Consider the following 19,266-nt stretch of genomic DNA (forward strand, 5'->3'; position numbering starts at 1 on the left):
TAAAACGATTAAACCATCCCTGTTTCGGCTGACAGGTACCCTGGGTTCCGCTTAACAACTTGTTACCGGCTGAGATCGGAGGTAGGCATGGTTGGGGGGCTTTTTTCAGGGCTGACTAACTAAAACCGCGAAATGTAAAATTAGCGGCCATTAGCAATTTAGTTTGTTGATCGGCAAGCGTCGGCCATAAGCGGTAGTTCATGAGTGGCAAGTTTTGGGCCGTGAAACAGAAGCGCCCATCCAGCGAATTCCAGAAGATAGTTGCAATCGGATAGGTCAAAATCCCCTTCAAAGAGTTACAGGTTGAGCTCAACAATATGAGGTTTAACCAGAGTGTGGTGTAGGCTTCGGCACAGACATTCCACGTAGCACGGCGGGACGCGCGCCGACACGCTCTACCCAGTCGTTTAGTGCTGTCTTGTTTGTAAACTGTTCGCCAAGCGCGTCCTTAAAAAAGGACTTTGCGGCAAATATCCATCCATAGCACGCAATATCCGCGATTGAGTAGTTGGACCCGGTGAGAAAAGGTGTTTCACTCAATCGTTTGTCCATCACGTTGAGTAGACGCGCAGATTCCGTTGTAAAGCGCTCTATCGCCAGTGGAACTTTTTCTGGCGACCTAACGGCGAAGAATCCCAATTGTCCCAGCGTTGGACCGATACCACTGATTTGCCAGCTCAGCCATTCCAGCGCTCTATAGCGCTCTGGCCCTGACTGGGCTAGAAACTTGCCAGTCTTTTCGGCGAGGTAGATCAGGATAGCGCCTGACTCGAAAACCGAGAGTGGGCCGCCTAACGCGTCATCGTCAATGATCGCCGGGATCTTGTTGTTGGGAGCAATTCTTAGGAAGTCAGACGCGAATTGCTCGTCCTTACCGATATTGACGGGGTAGACGGTATAGGGCAATCCCATCTCCTCAAGTGCAATAGAAATTTTGTGACCATTGGGTGTCGCCCAAGTGTAGAGGTGAATCATTTGTTTGCCTTTTAGGGTTGATACCTCGCTGATAGCAACAGCACCACAATTAATGGAAAGCGTGCCAAGTTAGTGACAAAAATAATGAAAAATTCCGGCAGCGTTTATTTTTTAGTCATCCGGTCAGGCTATGTGCTATCAGTATTTCTGCTGCGGCACGGGCGCTTCGCATCGCACCGGATTGCTGCTGCATCTGCTCTTTGGCTATCGCACCGGCAATCAGCATTGCCAATTGATTGGCTAATTGTTCGGCATCATTGGCGCCGGCCTCGCGAGCCAAATCGGCCAATAATTGGACAAAGGACTCGGAAAACTCGGCAGTTGCCTGTCGAATCGGATGGGCATTTTCGGCAAATTCGGCGGAAGCGTTGATAAACGGACAGCCACGAAATTTCGGACTGGATTGCGGTTCGTCAAAAACATCGAAAATCGCCAACATTTTTTGTTTGGGACTGTCGGCGTGTGCGTAAATGCCCGCACTAATCCGTACGCCGAAGGCTTCGCGGTTTTTGTGCAAATACGCTAATACCAAATCGTGTTTTGACGGAAAGTATTTGTATAGGCTCATTTTAGTGGTGCCGGCTGCCTTGACAATCGCATCAACGCCTGTGGCTCTAATACCTTGAGAATAGAACAACCCGGAAGCAATTTGCAGAATGTGTTTTTGAAGATTGCGGGCCATAAATGAAAAAATGATCAGACGGTGAAAAATCCGGCAATTTACCCATAGTAACAATTCAGGAATGCCTTAAAAAACCAGTACTGACATTACCTTCACCTGGTTTTTCGATACATTCAGTATTGAAGAGGCTCATTCAGCCTAGCGTGTAAATGAAATCCGCCCGTAGGTATGGTGCCGACTCCTGTGGTCAGGAAACCGGCAGCCGCCCGCTTCGTGGTTTAAGCTAAAGTTGGATAATCGGTGTAGCCACGCTCATCCCCTTGATAGAACGTTGATGGGTCGGCTTCATTCAACGCGGCACCGCGTTTGAACCTCTCAACGAGATCGGGATTTGCCAAAAAATGAGTGCCGAACGATACCAGATCGGCCTTGCCAGTACTGACGGCTGCCGCAGCTCGCTCGGCGTCGTAGCCGCCGTTGGCGATGTACGTACCGCCGAACCGACTCTTCAATTCGGCAAAGTCGAATTGCCCTTCGCCTAGTTCCACGACATGCAGGTAAGCCAGTCCATACCGGCTGAGTACATCAGCCGCGTGGCCAAAAGTTGCCCGAGGGTTGCTGTCACTGATGGAGAAGATGTTGAAATTGGGCGATAGCCGGACACCAACACGGTCAGCACCGAACACCGTGATGACTGCCTCGACTATTTCCTTCATGAAACGAGCACGGTTTTCCACCGAGCCGCCATAGGCATCGGTCCGGGTATTCGTGCCATCGCGTAGAAACTGATCAATCAGATAGCCGTTGGCCCCATGAATCTCCGCACCATCAAAGCCGGCCAGTTTGGCGTTTTCGGCTGCTTGACAAAAGTCAGCGACTACACTTGGAATCTCATTGAGCTCCAGTGCCCTTGGAGTTTCATAGGATTTGAGTCCCTCGTAGGTAAAGATTTCGCCGTCGGCTTTGATAGCGGACGGAGCCACTGGCAGCGCACCATTGGGCTGCACCAACGAATGAGACAGCCGACCAACGTGCCAGAGTTGCAGGAAGATGCATCCACCCTCCGCATGAACAGCGTTGGTCACTTGTTTCCAACCGGCAATCTGAGCCTCAGTAAAAATACCGGGCGTTCCCAGGTAACCTTTCCCCTGTGCTGAAATCTGCGAGCCTTCCGAAATGATGAGGCCGGCAGTAGCGCGTTGCCGGTAGTACTCGGCAACGGTGGGGGTCGGTACGTCACCTTCGCCGGCCCGGCTACGCGTCAACGGCGCCATAACCATCCGGTTCCTCAATGGCAGTGAGCCGATTTGAATGGGGGACAGTAGGCGGTCGATATTTTTAGTGGTCATAATGTACATCTCTCAAATCAAGGATTGATGGATCGGGAATTCAGTAAAAATGTGCGTGGTGAGCCGTTACAGCCAACTCGCACCGATACGGCCTTCATGCCGCAGATGCTTGCCGATGCGCTGAATCTCGGCTTCGCCCTGTGCAAGCGCCGCTCTGCTGGTATGCACCGAGTAATGGCCCAACACCAGGTCATGCGGATGCTTTACCGCCGAACCCAGCACGAAGGTCGTGTCGCCTTGCGCCACGAAATCGATGGCCTCGCCGGACTCTTCAAACACGACAAGTTCGCCGGCACTGACAGGTTCCTCCATGTCGAGCTGCCCCGCGCTGACCGCCAGCCATGCCACGGTGTGGCCGGCAGGCGGCGTGTAACGCCAGCGCTCTCCGTCTTTCAGGCTTACAGCGAGATAGTTCATGTCCGAAGGTGCAGGAATAAGGCTCTGTGCCGATCCATAGCGCCCGAGCAGGACGCGCGCAGGACCGTCCTGGGGGACCTGAGAAGGTATCAGATAGAGGCTTTGCGCTGGCGCATTTTCTTCCGAAGCGGGCAAGGCCACCCAAAGCTGGAAGCCAAGAATGGGTGACTCGGTGGCTGGGCCGGCGGCGTGCCATACTCCATTGCCTGCATGCATCCACTCCACGCCTCCCGCTTGCAGGACGCCGGCCTTGCCGGTCGTGTCTTCATACGTCACATCGCCTTCGATCATGAAGGTCAACGTCGCGATTCCTGAATGCGGGTGCATATCGAAGCCCTTTTGACCATTCTTGGACTTGAAGCCAAAGAGGTCAAGAAACACAAAAGGTTTCAACAACTCCCCCAAATCGCCCGGACTCACGAGCCGTGTAATTGGTCCATGAGTGCTGCCGCGAGTGCGAAAGACGATGGCGCGAGCTTTAGTGGTCATTGCGGCAGTCATAAGGGGTTGATTGAGATTGCAGGGAGAACAGAGAGAAATACCATGCATCAGTGTGCCTCGCTCGATTGGGATATGGGTTTTAGCCGCCAAGCTACGAAGGCGGACAACAGGCCCAGCACCATCGCAGGTACAGGACTACCGCCGATTACAACCAGATGTGTCGCCACGCCGCCAATCATGGTCGCGCTCAGCAGCAAGCCGCCGAAGAAGCCAGCGCTAGGCGCCAACAGCAGCAGCACGCCGGCGACTTCAATCGCGCCCGTCAGGTAGCGAAGCCATTGGCCGACGCCGATGGCATCGAACACCTGGATCATCTGCGGCGCGCCGGCAAGCTTGGCACCGCCGGCCGTGCCGAAAGCTAGGGCCAAAAGTATACGAACGCCCCAAACAATCCGGCGTTGCGTGAGAGATAGTGAAGAAGTAGTCATGAAAATGTCCTTACGTTTGATTTATAGAATTGACGGGACTTGCGCCCCAGTCGTCAGTAGGATATAGCCAGCCTGATTAATTGACTAGATGGCGTAGTCTGATTAGACTCATCCATAAATGATTGTAATTATGACCCTATGCTCGATCTAAATGACATTGCCTTGTTTGTTCAAGTCGTACGCAGCGGCAGCTTTGCAGAAGCGGCGAGACGCCTGGGTATGCCTCCAAACACCGTGAGTAGGCGCGTCCAGCAACTCGAGGCGCAACTCGACACGCGGCTATTGCAACGCTCCACCCGCAAGCTCACGCTCACCAGTGCCGGCCAGGCATTCCATGAACGTTGCGCGGGTGCGATCGACGGCCTGACCGAAGCTGGACAGGAATTGCTGACGGGCAACCAGGAACCAAGCGGCTTAGTGCGCGTTGCCGCGACAGCTGATTTCTTTGATTTTTTCCCAATGGAATGGGTGGCCGATTTTCTGTCCACCCATCCACGGGTGAGGCTCGAATTTGTGCTTAGCGATACCAAGGCCGATTTGATTGCCGATCGGATCGACCTGGCGATTCGTGGCGGCCCATTGCAGGACTCGGGTTACATCGGTCGCGAAATTCTGCGTGCCGGCAGCGACGGCATGATGGCCAGCCCCAGCTACATCGCTACTCGCGGCGCACCTGGCACGCTGCAAGATTTGGTGAATCACGACTGCGTGAGCTTTAGTCATCCCAGCGGCCTCACAACGTGGCGGCTAGCGGGGCCAGATGGCGTGGAAGAAGAGGTTCAGGTTAGCAGCCGTTTTAACGGCAATACAGCCCAGGCTCTGCGCAAGGCTACGGTGGCCGGTCTCGGAATTGCATTGCTGCCATCCGCCATTACCAGACTCGACCTTCAAGCCGGCCTGCTGGTACCGGTATTACCTCAATACCAGCGCAGGGGCTACGGTCTGCATGTGCTTTATCCGAGCCGGCGTCAACTACCGTTGGCGGTGACAGCATTTATTGCATTGGTAATGGAGAAGCTGGGTAGTGCGCTGGTCGTCACTAGCAGAGGCGTTTCGGACTGAGAGGCCTGGGTAACCTTAAGGCTCTCTAAATTGCAGAGCCGGTCGAATTAGCCAATGGATGTATGGCTTAGTCTATAGTACGTCAGGCCGAGTCCCCGCGTGCTTGACTCCTGACCGATAAAACTTGAGCCAACTTCTGCGCACGGAAAGCCTCGGTGACGAAATCAACAAAAGTGCGCGTTTTAGCCGGCAGCAGTTTTTGGCTGGAGAAATACAGTGAAAGCGGCCCGATGTCGCCATGCCAGTCCGGCAGCAGTCGCTCCAGTGCGCCGCTTTCCAGATGCGGCGCGGCATGCGGAACGGCAACCAGACCGACGCCGAGGCCCAGCAGCGTCGCGCGGGAAAGCGCGTCCGGATCGTTGACCATCATCACCGGCTTTTGAATCGCTACCAACTCGGTACCGGCGCTGTTGCGCATGACCAGCGTACGCACGCGGCCATTTAGCGGTGAACGCAGCGTCACGCCGGCGAGTTCGGCAAGTCCGGTTGGATCCTGGGGACGATTTTTACCTCGCAGGAAAGCCGGCGATGCCACCGCAATCAGATGTATACGTCCCAGTTCGCGCGCCACCATGCCCGGTGGAAGATCGAAACCACCACCAATCGCCGCATCGAAACCGTCGGCAATCAAATCCACCGGTCGGTTATCGAAATACCAGTCCGGCGTCACTGCCGGATACCGCTCGAGAAAGGCCGGCATCAGCGGCAATAGATAATCCATCCCAAACCCCGGAGCCGCGCTTAGCTTGAGCACTCCGGCGGGCTGCCCGGCATTGACAGTGATGCTGGCAATCGCATCTTGGATGCTGTCGAGACCAACCCGTACCGACTGTAGGAAATGCTCGCCCGCTTCGGTCAGGGTTAGGCCGCGCGTACTGCGCTGGAACAACTTCACCCCTAGGTTGCGCTCCAACTGGGCGACGTTGCGGCTGACCGCCGCTGGCGTCAGTGCCAACCGGCGCGCCGCCGCCGAAAAGCTGCCCGTTTCGGCACTCCGGACGAAAGACTCAAGATTGGCTAGGGTTTCCATGATTCAACTTTCAACTAATAATTGAAACAGATTCTAACAGGTCACTACTACTGCTAGAAACCGGAAGCGCCTAAAATTCAAACCCGTCACACAGCTTATCCACTTCATTCACAGGAAACATCATGAAAATAGGTATTATTGGTTCTGGCGCCTTAGGCTCCAACGTTGCACGCGCACTTTCCCAAAAAGGTCTTTCAGCAACAATCGCCAACAAATCTGGGCCTGCATCGCTGGCAGCCCTGGTTGCAGAATTGGGTCCCAACATTACGGCTGGTACAGTAGAAGAAGCTGCCAGTGCGGATATCGTGCTTGTGGCCGTGCCTTGGGTCGCGCTTGAGTCATTATTGAGCGGCTTACCAGCCTGGAATAATCGTATCGTAATCGACGGCACCAATCCGGTCTTATTCCTTGATCCGAACTTGCCTGATGCGAAAGACCCAAGCAATCCACTCGCCGCTTACGGTATCAAGGCAATCGATCTGGGCAACCAGTATTCGAGCGCGGTATTCCGTGAGTTGGTGCCAGGTGCACGCGTCGTTAAGGCATTCAACCATCTGGATGCCAGAGTACTGTCGCAGCCAGAAGTTGCCGGTGGGCAACGTACTCTATTCTATTCGGGTGACGATGCTGCGGCAAAGGCCGAAGTCCGCAAACTACTTGAAACCACCGGATTTTTCCCTGTTGATCTTGGCCCCCTCGATGTTGGCGGACCGTTGATGCAACTCCCATTCGGTGCATTAGCCATGACAAACTTCATCAAGGAATAACGGTATTGAGCTCTGTCATCAGCAACGGTTATGGTGGCAGAGCAGATGCCAATTTCGATAGATGTAACTTTGTATAGTAAAGGTTTCCGACGAAGCGCTCTACAAGGCTAAGGAGCAGGGGCGCAACCGCGCGATTCTTGCATCACCATTCAGGTGTTGTCTCGGTTGCCGTCATTCATAAATGGCGGCTTTCCGGCAGCATAGTTTCAACGCTGTCTGACCGGTTAGGGTCGATTCCTGCCGAGCAATCCACGCGATATCATTCATTGCCAATGGCTGCTTTACTATAATTTTTGCTGGCCGCCAGAATTCTATAAACAGTAGCTTCTCCGATTTTCAACTCTCGGGCAATCTTGGCTTTTGCCATACCGCTTTCGGCAAGGCTTACGACTTCTTGCCTTAACTCGGTCGGCAACGGTGTTCGACCTTTATACTTACCCGCTGCTTTGGCTTTAGCGACACCTTCCCGTTGCCGTTCCAGCATCATTTCCCGCTCGAATTGTGCAACGCCGCCCAGAACGGTCAGCATCAGCTTACCGGTCGGGGTCTGCGTGTCCATGCCGAGATTCAGAATCCGTAAGCCAACCTCTTTTTGTTCCAGCGTTTTGATAATGGCCATGAGGTCGGCAACGGATCGAGCCAACCGGTCGAGTTTGGTGGCCACCAACACATCGCCTTCCCGCGCAAATTCCAAAGCGGCTTCAAGTTGTGCGCGGACGGCGACGGAAGACACTTGCTCCTGAAAGATTTTTTTGCACTGGGCGGCTTCGAGTTCCCGCAGCTGTGCTTCAAGACCGGCTATTTGATCGACGGTCGAGGTTCTGGCGTATCCGATGATCATTTTTCCCTCACAAGAGTCTCTAATGTTGTGATAGAGTGTCGATCATAAATCAAAATTGATTCTATTGATAGTCTTTTAAGGCCTTATTTAATCTATCACTAGAGCAAGGTCTATTGATAGACTAGATTTACCAAAGCTCTATTTTTCAGAGACGGGTATTACCAAAGGGGCTATTAAGAGGAACAGCGACAAAATGGCCGCCCGGAATATTTCGTGCCATAACAACCATCAGCAACGATACAAAACAGCATGGCACGACTGAACATATTAACCCAGGACGAAATCAACTCGCTTTATGCGATACCCTCGCTGGATGATGAAGAACGGTCATTTCTGTTCTCCCTCGATGCCGATGACATAGCCATACTCGATAGCCTTGAAAACAACATCGCCCGTAAAGTTGACTATATCTTGCAGCTTGGTTATTACCGGGCCGTCAATTATTTCTTCTTGTTCAGCTTCCAAAGGGTGAAGGCGGATACGGCGTTTATTATGCAACTGTATTTTCCGGAAGAACCCTTTCCTAAAAAACAGGTATCGAAAAATCATCACTACCGGAACCGCTGTGAAGTGATGCGTAAATTCGGTTTGAAAGAGGCCGATACCGGTCTTCAGACCCAATTACTCAAAGAAGCCAAGGTACTGGTCAAACGTCACTCGCTGGCTAAATTCGTGTTGGAAGGCTTGCTGATCTACTGCCAACAACAAAATGTGATCAGACCGGCGTATTCAACCTTCCAGGATATTATTTCGACCGCGCTTCAGGAAGAACGCAACCGGTTGGTCAATAAGCTGTACACCGATGCCGATAAAGCACTCCGTGCGCAATTGGATAAGTTGTTACAAAACGACGAGCTGTTTTATAACCTCACGTTACTCAAAAAAGATCAGAAAAATTTCAGCACCACGGAAATCAAAAATAGCGTGGCCAAACAACAACTGATCCTCGGCATTTACCAGCAGTCCCGGCTGCTGATGCCAAAACTGGGGCTATCAGAGCAGAATATTATCTACTATGCGAATCTGGCGGAATTTTACACCATCCAGAAACTCAGGCGCTTTACCGATAAAAACCTGACCCGGTTGTATTTGCTTTGCTACGTTCATCGCCGGTTTCTTAAAATCAATGATTCTCTGGTGACCAGCTTAATCCAGAAAATGAACAAATATGCCGATGACGCCGAAGATTATCAACGCTCAAAAATTGAGTTGCTGACAAACGTCGATACAAAACTGCGAAATCAGGCCTGCCAGGTGTTAGCCATCAATATTGATAACCGTATTCCTGATGAACAAGTGAGAGCCAAAGCCTTTGAGGTGGTTCCCATGGCCGATTACAAACAATTCCTGGATGATTTTAAAAAGCCTAATCTGGATCGAGACTTTTACCGCTGGCAATACTATACGCAACAGGCATTGACCATTAAAAAGAATATTCGCCCCTTATTCAAGGTGTTGGACTTTTCTTGCACGCATGAGGGGTTGACGCAGGCGATTGAGTTTTTAAGAAAACACCTGAGCGGCGGCCAATCATTTCGGGACTATCCGTATCAAGATGTACCCTTGAACTTTTTTCCCCAATCGCTAAAAAAGCTTCTCACTCTCAAAGTAAAAGTTGACGGTCAAAAAGTAGTCAAACTGGTGGATGGCGACCGCTACGAATGCATGGTTTATCACCAGATCAAACAAGGTATTGCCAACAACACGGTCTTTATCAAAGACAGCATCAGCTATCGTACCCTGGACGATGAATTGATTGATGCTGAATACTGGGCCGAGCACAAAGATGAGATTCTTAAGCAACTCAATATGCCGTTGTTGTCGATGGACATTGCCACCTTGCTGGCCGAGCTCGAAAAAAACCTGAAAACCAAATACGACCTGGCGAATGAACACATTCAATCCGGCGAAAACTCCAGTCTTAAACTTCAACACAATAAGCAAGGCGACATCGTCAAATGGACGCTGCCCTATACCCGGCTGGATGACGACATTAACAATCCTTTTTATGAAAAGCTGCACGTTTCAAGTATTGCCGATATTCTCCGATTTTCGGCAGAAGCCACCGGCTTTCTAAAATCATTTTCGCATCTCCAACCCAAATATTCGAAATCAACCGCCGATCCTGAAGTCATTCATGCCTGCATTATCGCCAATGCGACCGGTACAGAAACCAAAAAAATGAAAGCGATCAGCGACGTGAAAGAGCAAGACCTGGACCGGGTGAATAAAAACTATATCCGCTATCAAACCCTCGCTACAGCCAATGATGCCATCATGAATCATACGGCCAAGTTACCCATTTTTTCGGAGTACAACTTGTCTGATTATGGCGTCCACGCCAGTGTTGACGGTCAAAAATTCGCAACGAAATACCATACGATCAAATCACGGTATTCGAAGAAATATTTCGGCATGTTGCAAGGCGTTGTCTTATTCTCGCTAAATGCCAATCATCTGCCGCTTTGCCTTAAGGTCATCGGCGCCAATCAGCATGAAAGCCACTTCTTGTTGGATATTGTCGAAAGCAATACCTCGGATGTTGAAATTACGGCTGTTTCCGGCGATATGCACAGCATCAATCGCGTCAACTTCGCACTGATGTATATGTTCGGTTACCGGTTTATGCCGCGCTTTACTCAGTTGCGTGACAAATCCGAACATGACCTGGTGAGCTTCGATGAGATCGAGCACTATGCCAAACAAATTATCAAACCCAGCAAAAAGGTCAATAAAGCACTGATTATCAAGGAATGGGATAAAGTCTTGAGAATACTGGCTTCATTGGCCACTAAAAAAACGACACAAAGCCAGATTGTCAGTAAATTATCCGCTTACAAAAAGCTCAATCCGACCTTGAAAGCGCTGATCGCCTTCGATGAAATTATCAAGACCAACTATTTGCTGGATTATATCGACAACAAGGAAGTACGCGAAGTGGTGCAAGGTTCATTGAATCGAGGCGAATCCTATCACCAATTAAGCGCTACCATTGCCAAAGTCAGCGGCGGCAGGATGCTGAATGGAAAGACTGAAATTGAACTCGACATCAATGCCGAATCCATTCGGCTTATTGCCAATGCGGTGATTTTCTATAATGCGACCATTTTGTCGGCACTTCATCAGCATTATCGATCCGTACACCCAGACAAGGCCAAAGAAATACTGCGTTTTTCGCCCGTTGCCTGGCAGCATATTAACTTCATTGGCAAGTATGAATTTTACAACCGGGGAAGTCTTCTTAGTATTCAAGAAGTTATCAAAAAACTGATTGGCGATTTTGAAATCGATTTTTCGGCTGCAAGACAGTGATACCAAGGGCTCCAGATGGATGCCGGGACAAACCGTTCTTTTGGTTAATTAACCCCTAGAAGAAGTGAATGTAGAAGAATTAAAAACACTAGCTAAAGAAACAAGATAATTGTTTCTTTTAAGAGAACAATAAAGCAGAAAATCCAGGATATTTTTTCGACAGGCCGATCAGGTCGGGACTGGCCAGGACAGAATCAGATCGCTTTTCGGGATTGATTAGTTAGACATCGGGAAACAATCGCCCAAGACCTCGCATAATGCGCCCTATGCAAAAAAGCCCCGGTGATCTAACGATCTTACACCGGGGCTTTTCTACATAAGCCTGCATGTATTATGCGAAGTCTAATGATGGCGTTCATCGCTTTTCCAAGTGCTTGCCGTGCGATCTTATCCACCGTTGATTACCGTATCGAGGCTTTATCGATACCACTATGAATTGTCCAACCGCCACCGAAAGCCCGGTAAAGCGACACCATCGCCACGCTGACTGCGGTTTCGGCTTTTGCACGTTCGTCGCTGACGGCCAGTTTGCTGCGCTGCGCATCCAGAACGACCAAATAATCGCCTGCACCACATTGATACATCGCGTCGACCAGCCGGTAAGCTTTTTCCGCCGACCCTTCCGCTTCAGTCAATTGGCTGAATCGATCCCTGGCGGAACGATGCGCGACGAAGGCGTTTTCCACGTCCTCCAGGGCTAGCAAAAAGGTAAGCTCGTAATTGGCAGCGACCTGATCCAGCCGCGCATCGGCTGCGGCAATATGGGCGCGGATGCGTCCGGCGTTGAATATCGGCGCCGAAAGCCCTGAGCCTAGCGCGTAAACGCTCTCAGCTAGACTCGGAAAACCGCCGACCGCCAGCGCGCCGACACCACCACTGGCCGACACTACCAGCTTTGGATATAGATCGGCCCGCGCAGAACCCAGGCTGGCCGCCGCCGCACTGACTTCGGATTGCGCCAGACGCAAATCGGGACGTTGCACCAGTAAATCGGACGGCAACAGGTTTGGCATAGTAGGCGTTGCCTTCGGCAACGGGCCGACGCCAGCCAGTCGGTTTTCTAGGTTTTCCGGCGGCTCTCCCAGCAACACGCCCAAACGATGGATCAGATTTTGCTCGGCGTTGGTCAGTACCGGTAGTGTCGCTTCCGTGCTCTGCAACAGCGTTTGCTGACGGGCCATATCCGCCTCGTTAGCCAGTCCGGCTTTAAGAAATACCTGCAAAGTCCTCAATCGTTCGCGTTGCAACTCGATATTTCTTTGCAAAATGCCGGTACGTTGCTGCACGCCGCGCAGCTCCAGATAGTTTGTCGCCACCTGAGCTAGCAGGCCGACTTGCGCCGCATGCAAGCCTTCTTGACTGCCTTCGGCTTGCGCGGCGGCGGCTTCCGCTTCCAAATGCCGGCCTCCGAACAAGTCGATTTCCCAGCGTGCCGCCAATCCGCCGCTAACGGCATCGGCAGTGGGCGTAATCAATTTGATGCCTTGCCCGCTCGGTACGCCGACTATACGGTCTATGCGTTTTTCCCGGCCGCCGGAGAGTGAGAAATCGAGGCTGGGATACAACGCCGCTTCGGCGCCGGTCACCATCGCGTTGGCTTCGCGGACGCGAGCAGTGGCGATCTTGAGGTCGTGGTTGGCGGCCAAGGCTTTGTCTATCAACTCGTTCAGCAAGGGATCGTTGAATCCTTGCCACCAAGTCTTCAGGTCCGCCGTTTCAGCGATTTGGATGTTAGACGAGTGTTGCCATTTTGCGGGGCTATTGAGAGTTACTTGGTCGCCGACACGGGTCGGCGTACAGGCGCTTAGCCAAGCCAAGGACATAATAGTTAGTGGTGTTAAATATCGGCTATTCATTATTAGACTCCAAATTAGACTCTAGGGTCAGTGAGTGCGGCATCATCCAGCGGCAATTCGTCTGGGGCCGATTCGGCATCCGGCTGCGCACGTTCTACCCTGAACCACGCCGCATACAGCGCCGGCAGGAAGAACACCGTCAACGCGGTCGCCAGCGTCAGCCCGCCCATGATCGCGATGGCCTGCGGACCGAAGAAGTCGTTGTGCGACAACGGGATCATTGCCAGGATCGCTGCCGCCGCAGTCAACATGATCGGCCGGAAACGCCGCACCGTCGATTCGACGATGGCCGACCAGACATCCAGCCCGGCGTTTTGGTCCTGCTCGATCTGATCCACCAATATCACCGAGTTGCGCATGATCATGCCGGCCAGCGCCAGGATGCCGAGCAAGGCCACGAAACCGAACGGCGCCCGGAACAACAGCAAGGCGAAGGCAGCGCCGATCACGCCCAGCGGCGCGGTGCTGAACACCATGAAAGTCCTGGACAGATTCTGCAACTGAATCATCAACAAGATCAGCGTGACGATCAGCACCAGCGGAATCCAGATCAGGATAGATTTTTGCGCGGTCACCGCGTCTTCCTTGGAGCCGCCGGTTTCGATGAAATAGCCGGCCGGCAGGCTATCCTGAATCGGTTTAAGTTTAGGGATGATTTCCGCCGCCACGTCCGGGGCCATCTTGCCGTCGGCCACGTCGGCACGTACCGAGATGGCCGGGAAGCGGTTGCGCCGCCAACGCACGCCGTCCTCGAACACGGTTTCGAACTTGACGAACTGCGATAGCGATACCGACTTGCCATTAGCCGTGCGAACCGCGACGTCCGGCAGTTCGTCGGCGGCGGTGCGCAATTCGGGACTGGCCCGCCAAACGATGTCGATCAATTTATCCTGCTCGCGCAATTGCCCGACCGGGATGCCGGTGTAATGCGCCTGCAAGGCTTGCGACAAGCTGGCCGTCGAAACGCCGAGGGCGCGTGCCTTGTCCTGATCCAAGACTAAGCGGAACGAAGGCATACGGTCATGCCAGTCGTCGTTGACATCCACGGTGCCGGGATGGTTACGCACGACTTCGGCCACCCGGTCGGCAATGCCGCGCACGACGTTGGGGTTTTCACCGAGCACTCTGAATGTCAACGGATAATCCATCGGCGGCCCGACATTGAGGCGCTTCACCCGGCCGCGGACATTCGGGAAATCCGTCGCAAGAATCTGCCGGACGTGCTGCATCACCCGTTCGCGCTCCCTATTATCCTTGGTCATCACCACCAATTCGGCCAGATTGGTATTCGCCAGTTGCTGCACGATCAACATGAAAAACCTCGGCGTGCCGTTGCCGATATAGCTGGCAACATGTTCCACGTCCTCGTCCTTAGCCAGTAAAGCCTCCATGCGGCTGGCGGCGGCTTCGGTTTGTTCGAAGGAACTTCCCTCCGGTAGCCACAGGTCGACGATGACTTCCGGCCGGTTGGATAGTGGGAAGAACTGTTCGGGGACATGGGCTAAAGCCAACACACCGAGACCGAACAACGCCAGCGTGGCGATAATGACTTTCTTGCGGTGCGCCACGCAGGCATCCACCCAACGGCGCAAGCGGGTGTAGAACGGCGTGTCGAACAGGTCGTGGACCGGGCCATCGGCATTGGTATGCACCTTGAGTATCAAAAATCCTAAATACGGGGTGAACACCACAGCGCCTATCCACGACAGTATCAGCGAAATGCCCACCACCTGAAAAATCGCCACGGTATATTCACCGGCCGAGGATTGGGCCAAACCCACCGGCAAGAAACCGGCGATGGTGATTAAAGTGCCGGTCAGCATCGGAAAGGCCGTGGCACGATAGGCATACGTCGCGGCGCGCATTCGGTCCCAGCCTTCTTCCAGCTTGCGGGCCATCATCTCGACGGCAATCATCGCATCGTCCACCAGCAGGCCCAGCGCCAGAATCAAAGCGCCCAATGAAATCCGTTGCAGATCAATGCCGCACAGCAGCATGACCAACAAGGTGGCGGCCAGCACCAGCGGCACGGTCAGCGCCACCACGGACCCGGTGCGCCAGCCCAGACTCAAAAAGCTCACCACCAACACGGTGGCCAGGGCTTCGAAGAAGGTACGGCCGAATTCCGCCATCTGATTTTTAACCACCTGCCCTTGATTGGCGACCGGCTCCACGTCCACGCCTAACGGCAACTCGGTTTCGATGCGGGCCAACGCGTCTTCCACCGCTTTTTCCAGGTCGATAACATTGCCTTTGGTGTTCATCGTTACGCCGAGGCCAAGAGCCTGCTTGCCGTTGAAACGCATCTTAAATTCCGCAGGATCGACATAGCCGCGAGTCACCTTGGCAAAATCGCCGACCTTGAAGGTTCGATTTTCGATGCGTACCGCCAGATTGGCAACACTATCCACCGAGTCGAAAGAGCCGGTCAGGCGTATCGGTAGATTGCGCTGCGCGGAAAATACCGTGCCGGCCGGCGCCATGCCGTTCTGCGCCTGCAAGGCTTGAGCAACCGCCGCCGCATCCAGACCCAATTCGGCCAGCTTCTTGTCGGAAAATTCGACGAAAAGCTTTTCGTCCTGCACGCCGATCAGATCGACCTTCTCGACATCCTTGACCCGCAAAAGCTGTTGGCGGACCGAATCGGCCGCCTGTTTCAGGTCGGCATAACTAAAGCCCTCACCGGAAAAGGCGTAGATCAGGCTATAGGTATCGCCGAATTCGTCGTTGAAAAACGGGCCGATGCTGCCGGGCGGCAGCGTCATGCGGATATCGTCAACCTTCTTGCGCACTTGATACCAAAGCTCGGGAATCGCCTTGGGTGGCGTATCCTCGCGGGGCGTGACGAAAATCACCGATTCGCCGGGTTTCGAATAGCTGCGCAGATAATCCAGGTTAGGCAACTCCTGGATTTTCTTTTCCAGCCTATCGGTCAACTGCCGTTCCACTTCCAGCGCGGTGGCACCGGGATAGAGGGTTTTGACGACCATGATTCGGAACGTGAACGGCGGATCTTCCTGCCGGCCCAGCCGGTAATAAGCGAATAGGCCGCCAAGCACTACCAGTGCGATCATAAAACCGGTAAAGGAGCGATGTTTAAGGACCCATTCGCTGAGATTAAATGCTTTCATGGCTGCCCCTCGCCGCCGCGATTCTTAGGTAATCCCGGTTCTTCCGGCAAGCGGACAGCCTGCCCCTCGGCGAGGCGCTGAACGCCGGCGCTGACCAGTAATTGGCCGGCGGCAAGTCCCTCAACGGCAATGCGTTCGCCATCCAGCGTTTCGCCCAACCGAACCGGCATGGATTTGACCGTGGCAGCCTGCTCGTCAACCAGCCAGACCGAGGGATGATCGGGCTGGTTTTGCAGGGTATAGACGGCGGAAAGCGGGATGGCGATGCGGGAAGCGGTGTTCGCTGCTATATGAACGGTCGCCGTCATGCCTAATTGCGCGGCGTCCATGCCTTCGAGCAAGGTCGCCTTGACACGATAGGTGCGGCTGGCCGGATCGGCTGCCGAGGCGATCTCGCGAATTTTTGCCTTGAGTAGCCGTTCGTCGTCGGACCATAAAGACACGCTAACGGCTTGTTGGCGCTGGATTTCTGGAAGACGATGCTCGGGTACGTCGAAGTGAATTTCCTTTTCGTCGAGCTGGGCCAGAGTAACCACAGTCTGGCCGGCAGCCAGCACCTGCCCTGCCTCGACTTCCAACGCCGTAACGACGCCGTCGCGGTCGGCATGCAGCTCGGTGTAAGTCAGTTGGTTAAGCGCCTGAGCCAATTGCGCTTCCAGTGCCGCCGTCCGCTCCCGCGCTGTGGTATAAGCGGTTTCGTGCCGCTCGAACTCCGGCGGGCTGATGACTTGCTGGGTCAGCAGTTCGCGGTATCTCGCCAGATCGTCCCGCAAGAAAGTGCTGTCGGCCTGCGCGGAAGCCAGCTGAGCCTTAAGGCCCTGCACGGCGAGACGGTAATCGTTGCTGTCCAGCATTGCCAGCGGCTGACCTTTGCGTACACGATCACCAACGTCAACTTTCCGCTCCAGCAGTTTACCGGCCACCCGGAAGGATAAAGGCGTCTCGACTCTTGCCCTGACTTCCCCGGCAAAATCCCTAACACTATTAATGGTTGGCTCCCCGATTCGAAACACTTTCACCGGACGGAAAACGGTTTGCGTTTGTCCATGCTGATCGCTGCATCCTACACTTATCGTTAATGGTAGCAGCAACCAAGCCAAGGGCCAGGATTTAGTCTTAATGATGAATGCGGATTCTAGTCGGTTATAGGCAGCCGACATTAACGGAATTTTGGGTTTCGGCATTTTGCTTCTTCCTTCGGTAGTTGGTTATGATATGTTCGAATCAGTCATTCGACACTGCTTTCAATCTGGAACATGGCGGCTAACTTGGCATCATCGGCCGCGCCGGAATTACGCTGCAATTGTTCGGATCGGCAAACGCCGCTCGCCTACCCAAGGACTGGATGTTATCCTCCGCCCGCAATAGCCCTGTGTTCTAGGTAATTGCCTTGTGAATGGATCACGTCGTTCTCTTTTGTTTAGCCACTCATACCGGCAAATTGTTGAACTTGCGCAGGTTCTTATCAACCATGCGTTCGGGAAGAAATCGACGCATGAAGCTGACCTGATGCGCTAATTTTCCAGCGGTATAACGCCTTCCGGGGGCTGAGGCAGTCGCAGCTTTCAATACCGTACTTGCCACCACTTCCGGGGCATCGCCTGTATTTATCCCTTCCCGCATTAGCGCTGCCATGTCGGCACGCACCGAATCATAGACGGCAAGCGGCTGATCAGGCCTTGTTATGCTTTCTTCGAACGAGGTCCGGGTAAGTCCAGGCTCAACCAGCACAACCCGGATTCCGAAGGTGCGCAGTTCGTGGTCGAGCGATTCGGAATAACCTTCGACAGCATGCTTCGTCGCCGCATACAGCGCATTGTAGGGAGACGGTATCAAACCCAATACCGAGCTCATATTGACGATTCTGCCTTTCCCTTGACTACGCATGGTCGGCAACACGGCGTTAGTTACGCGGGTGATACCGAAGACGTTCACGTCAAACAAGGCCTGGGCCTGCGCGGCGGATGACTCTTCCGCCCCGCCGAGAAGGCCGATACCGGCATTGTTGACCAGCAGGTCGATACGCCCTGTCTGTTTCAAGACTTCGGCTACCGCGCTCTTTACCGACACTTCGTCGGTTACGTCGCAGCTCAGCATCGTGATGCCGTCGGCACTTGCTACCGCCCTGCGACTGGTTCCGAATACGCGGTAACCCGCTTGCTGAAGTGCCTTGGCCGTTGCCAGTCCAATGCCTGAAGAGGCGCCTGTAATCAGGGCTACACCAATTTCTTTATTGCTCATGTCAAATCTCCTTGGGGGTGGATAGTCTGTCGACTAAGTGTTACTATCATTTCGAAACCAATGTTACTATCAATTTGACACTAAGTCACTACTAAAAGAGTATGAACGATAAAAATATTTGCGATGACCCTTGCCCAATCGCGCGCAGCCTGGCTTTCCTGGGCGATGCGTGGAGCTTATTGATTCTGCGGGACGCACATTTGGGCCTCACTCGCTTCGACCAGTTTCGGAAAAGTCTCGGCATCGCGCCGACGATCCTGACCCGGCGGCTGGCTATGTTGACGGAGGAAGGAATGCTGGAAAAACGGCTCTACTCGGAGCGCCCTCCGCGAGAGGAGTATGTGTTGACTGCCGCCGGCCGCGACTTTCTGCCGGTGCTCGTCATGATTGGCGCCTGGGGGCACCAGTATCGCGGCGGTGGCCGGTTGGTGCGTATCCAGGATGCTGAAACGGGAGAGGAAATTAAACCGGTGGCCATCGACGAGGTCACAGGGGCAAAGATCGGGACTCGCCCGCTACGCTTTGTCCTGCCGGATGGCGGCTGATGGCATGACTGCTTGCTCTACCCTTATTAATGAAGAACTAAGCATGAGTTTTGCAACCGAGATAATCTACTTTTTATTCAATGTGTTATTGAATATATTGTTGATGAATTTAAAATAGATATTTCGACTGCAAACCAGTGATACCCAGAGTAACAGAGGGATAGCGGGACAACCGGGGAGTCGCTATTT

At 53.3% G+C, this 19,266-nt stretch carries 15 protein-coding genes; 4 read left to right on the forward strand and 11 right to left on the reverse strand.

Features of this window, described 5'->3' with window-relative positions; genetic code table 11:
* Positions 1-324 precede the first annotated feature (324 nt).
* The 5 genes from V3O24_RS07705 to V3O24_RS07725 form a co-directional block, all read right to left on the reverse strand.
* Positions 325-975: a glutathione S-transferase N-terminal domain-containing protein gene (locus V3O24_RS07705; RefSeq protein WP_331306801.1), complete on the reverse strand. Its 651-nt coding sequence runs from the start codon at positions 973-975 to the stop codon at positions 325-327.
* 115 nt (positions 976-1,090) lie between these two features.
* Entirely contained in the window at positions 1,091-1,657 is a 567-nt protein-coding gene (locus tag V3O24_RS07710) for a TetR/AcrR family transcriptional regulator (RefSeq protein ID WP_331306802.1), read from the reverse strand.
* Positions 1,658-1,875: 218 nt separating this feature from the next.
* Complete coding sequence (locus tag V3O24_RS07715; RefSeq protein WP_331306803.1) at positions 1,876-2,946, reverse strand: alkene reductase; 1,071 nt, start codon at positions 2,944-2,946, stop codon at positions 1,876-1,878.
* Between the two features lie 66 nt (positions 2,947-3,012).
* Positions 3,013-3,852, reverse strand: a complete 840-nt coding sequence (locus V3O24_RS07720; RefSeq protein WP_331306804.1) for a pirin family protein — start codon at positions 3,850-3,852, stop codon at positions 3,013-3,015.
* Positions 3,853-3,911: 59 nt separating this feature from the next.
* The gene (locus V3O24_RS07725; RefSeq protein ID WP_331306805.1) at positions 3,912-4,292 is read right to left on the reverse strand and encodes a DoxX family protein; all 381 of its coding nucleotides are present in this window, start codon (positions 4,290-4,292) and stop codon (positions 3,912-3,914) included.
* 138 nt (positions 4,293-4,430) lie between these two features.
* Between V3O24_RS07725 and V3O24_RS07730 the strand changes: the two genes are divergently transcribed.
* Positions 4,431-5,354, forward strand: a complete 924-nt coding sequence (locus V3O24_RS07730) for a LysR family transcriptional regulator (RefSeq protein WP_331306806.1) — start codon at positions 4,431-4,433, stop codon at positions 5,352-5,354.
* Positions 5,355-5,436: 82 nt separating this feature from the next.
* Here V3O24_RS07730 and V3O24_RS07735 read toward each other — a convergent pair whose 3' ends face one another.
* Positions 5,437-6,384 (reverse strand): LysR substrate-binding domain-containing protein, encoded by a 948-nt coding sequence (locus tag V3O24_RS07735; protein ID WP_331306807.1) that lies wholly within the window; start codon positions 6,382-6,384, stop codon positions 5,437-5,439.
* Between the two features lie 122 nt (positions 6,385-6,506).
* Here V3O24_RS07735 and V3O24_RS07740 point away from each other — a divergent pair, with 122 nt between their 5' ends.
* Positions 6,507-7,151 (forward strand): NADPH-dependent F420 reductase, encoded by a 645-nt coding sequence (locus V3O24_RS07740; RefSeq protein WP_331306808.1) that lies wholly within the window; start codon positions 6,507-6,509, stop codon positions 7,149-7,151.
* A gap of 259 nt (positions 7,152-7,410) precedes the next feature.
* Here V3O24_RS07740 and V3O24_RS07745 read toward each other — a convergent pair whose 3' ends face one another.
* Positions 7,411-7,992 carry a recombinase family protein gene (locus V3O24_RS07745; protein WP_331306809.1) on the reverse strand — a complete coding sequence of 194 codons (582 nt, stop codon included), beginning with the start codon at positions 7,990-7,992 and terminating at the stop codon, positions 7,411-7,413.
* 249 nt (positions 7,993-8,241) lie between these two features.
* Between V3O24_RS07745 and V3O24_RS07750 the strand changes: the two genes are divergently transcribed.
* Positions 8,242-11,304 carry a Tn3 family transposase gene (locus V3O24_RS07750; RefSeq protein ID WP_331306810.1) on the forward strand — a complete coding sequence of 1,021 codons (3,063 nt, stop codon included), beginning with the start codon at positions 8,242-8,244 and terminating at the stop codon, positions 11,302-11,304.
* Between the two features lie 401 nt (positions 11,305-11,705).
* Here the strand turns inward: V3O24_RS07750 and V3O24_RS07755 are convergent, their stop codons facing one another.
* The 4 genes from V3O24_RS07755 to V3O24_RS07770 form a co-directional block, all read right to left on the reverse strand.
* Positions 11,706-13,160, reverse strand: coding sequence for a TolC family protein (locus V3O24_RS07755; RefSeq protein WP_331306811.1), 1,455 nt, complete (start codon positions 13,158-13,160; stop codon positions 11,706-11,708).
* 14 nt (positions 13,161-13,174) lie between these two features.
* Positions 13,175-16,291 carry an efflux RND transporter permease subunit gene (locus V3O24_RS07760; RefSeq protein WP_331306812.1) on the reverse strand — a complete coding sequence of 1,039 codons (3,117 nt, stop codon included), beginning with the start codon at positions 16,289-16,291 and terminating at the stop codon, positions 13,175-13,177.
* Positions 16,288-17,475, reverse strand: coding sequence for an efflux RND transporter periplasmic adaptor subunit (locus V3O24_RS07765; RefSeq protein ID WP_331306813.1), 1,188 nt, complete (start codon positions 17,473-17,475; stop codon positions 16,288-16,290). The genes V3O24_RS07760 and V3O24_RS07765 overlap by 4 nt, the downstream gene beginning before the upstream one ends.
* Before the next feature lie 244 nt (positions 17,476-17,719).
* Positions 17,720-18,532, reverse strand: coding sequence for an oxidoreductase (locus V3O24_RS07770; RefSeq protein ID WP_331306814.1), 813 nt, complete (start codon positions 18,530-18,532; stop codon positions 17,720-17,722).
* Between the two features lie 101 nt (positions 18,533-18,633).
* Here V3O24_RS07770 and V3O24_RS07775 point away from each other — a divergent pair, with 101 nt between their 5' ends.
* Entirely contained in the window at positions 18,634-19,077 is a 444-nt protein-coding gene (locus V3O24_RS07775) for a helix-turn-helix domain-containing protein (RefSeq protein WP_104423303.1), read from the forward strand.
* Positions 19,078-19,266: the final 189 nt, after the last annotated feature.

It is taken from the genome of Methylobacter sp. Wu8, from assembly GCF_036440755.1.
GTDB lineage: Bacteria > Pseudomonadota > Gammaproteobacteria > Methylococcales > Methylomonadaceae > Methylobacter_A > Methylobacter_A tundripaludum_A.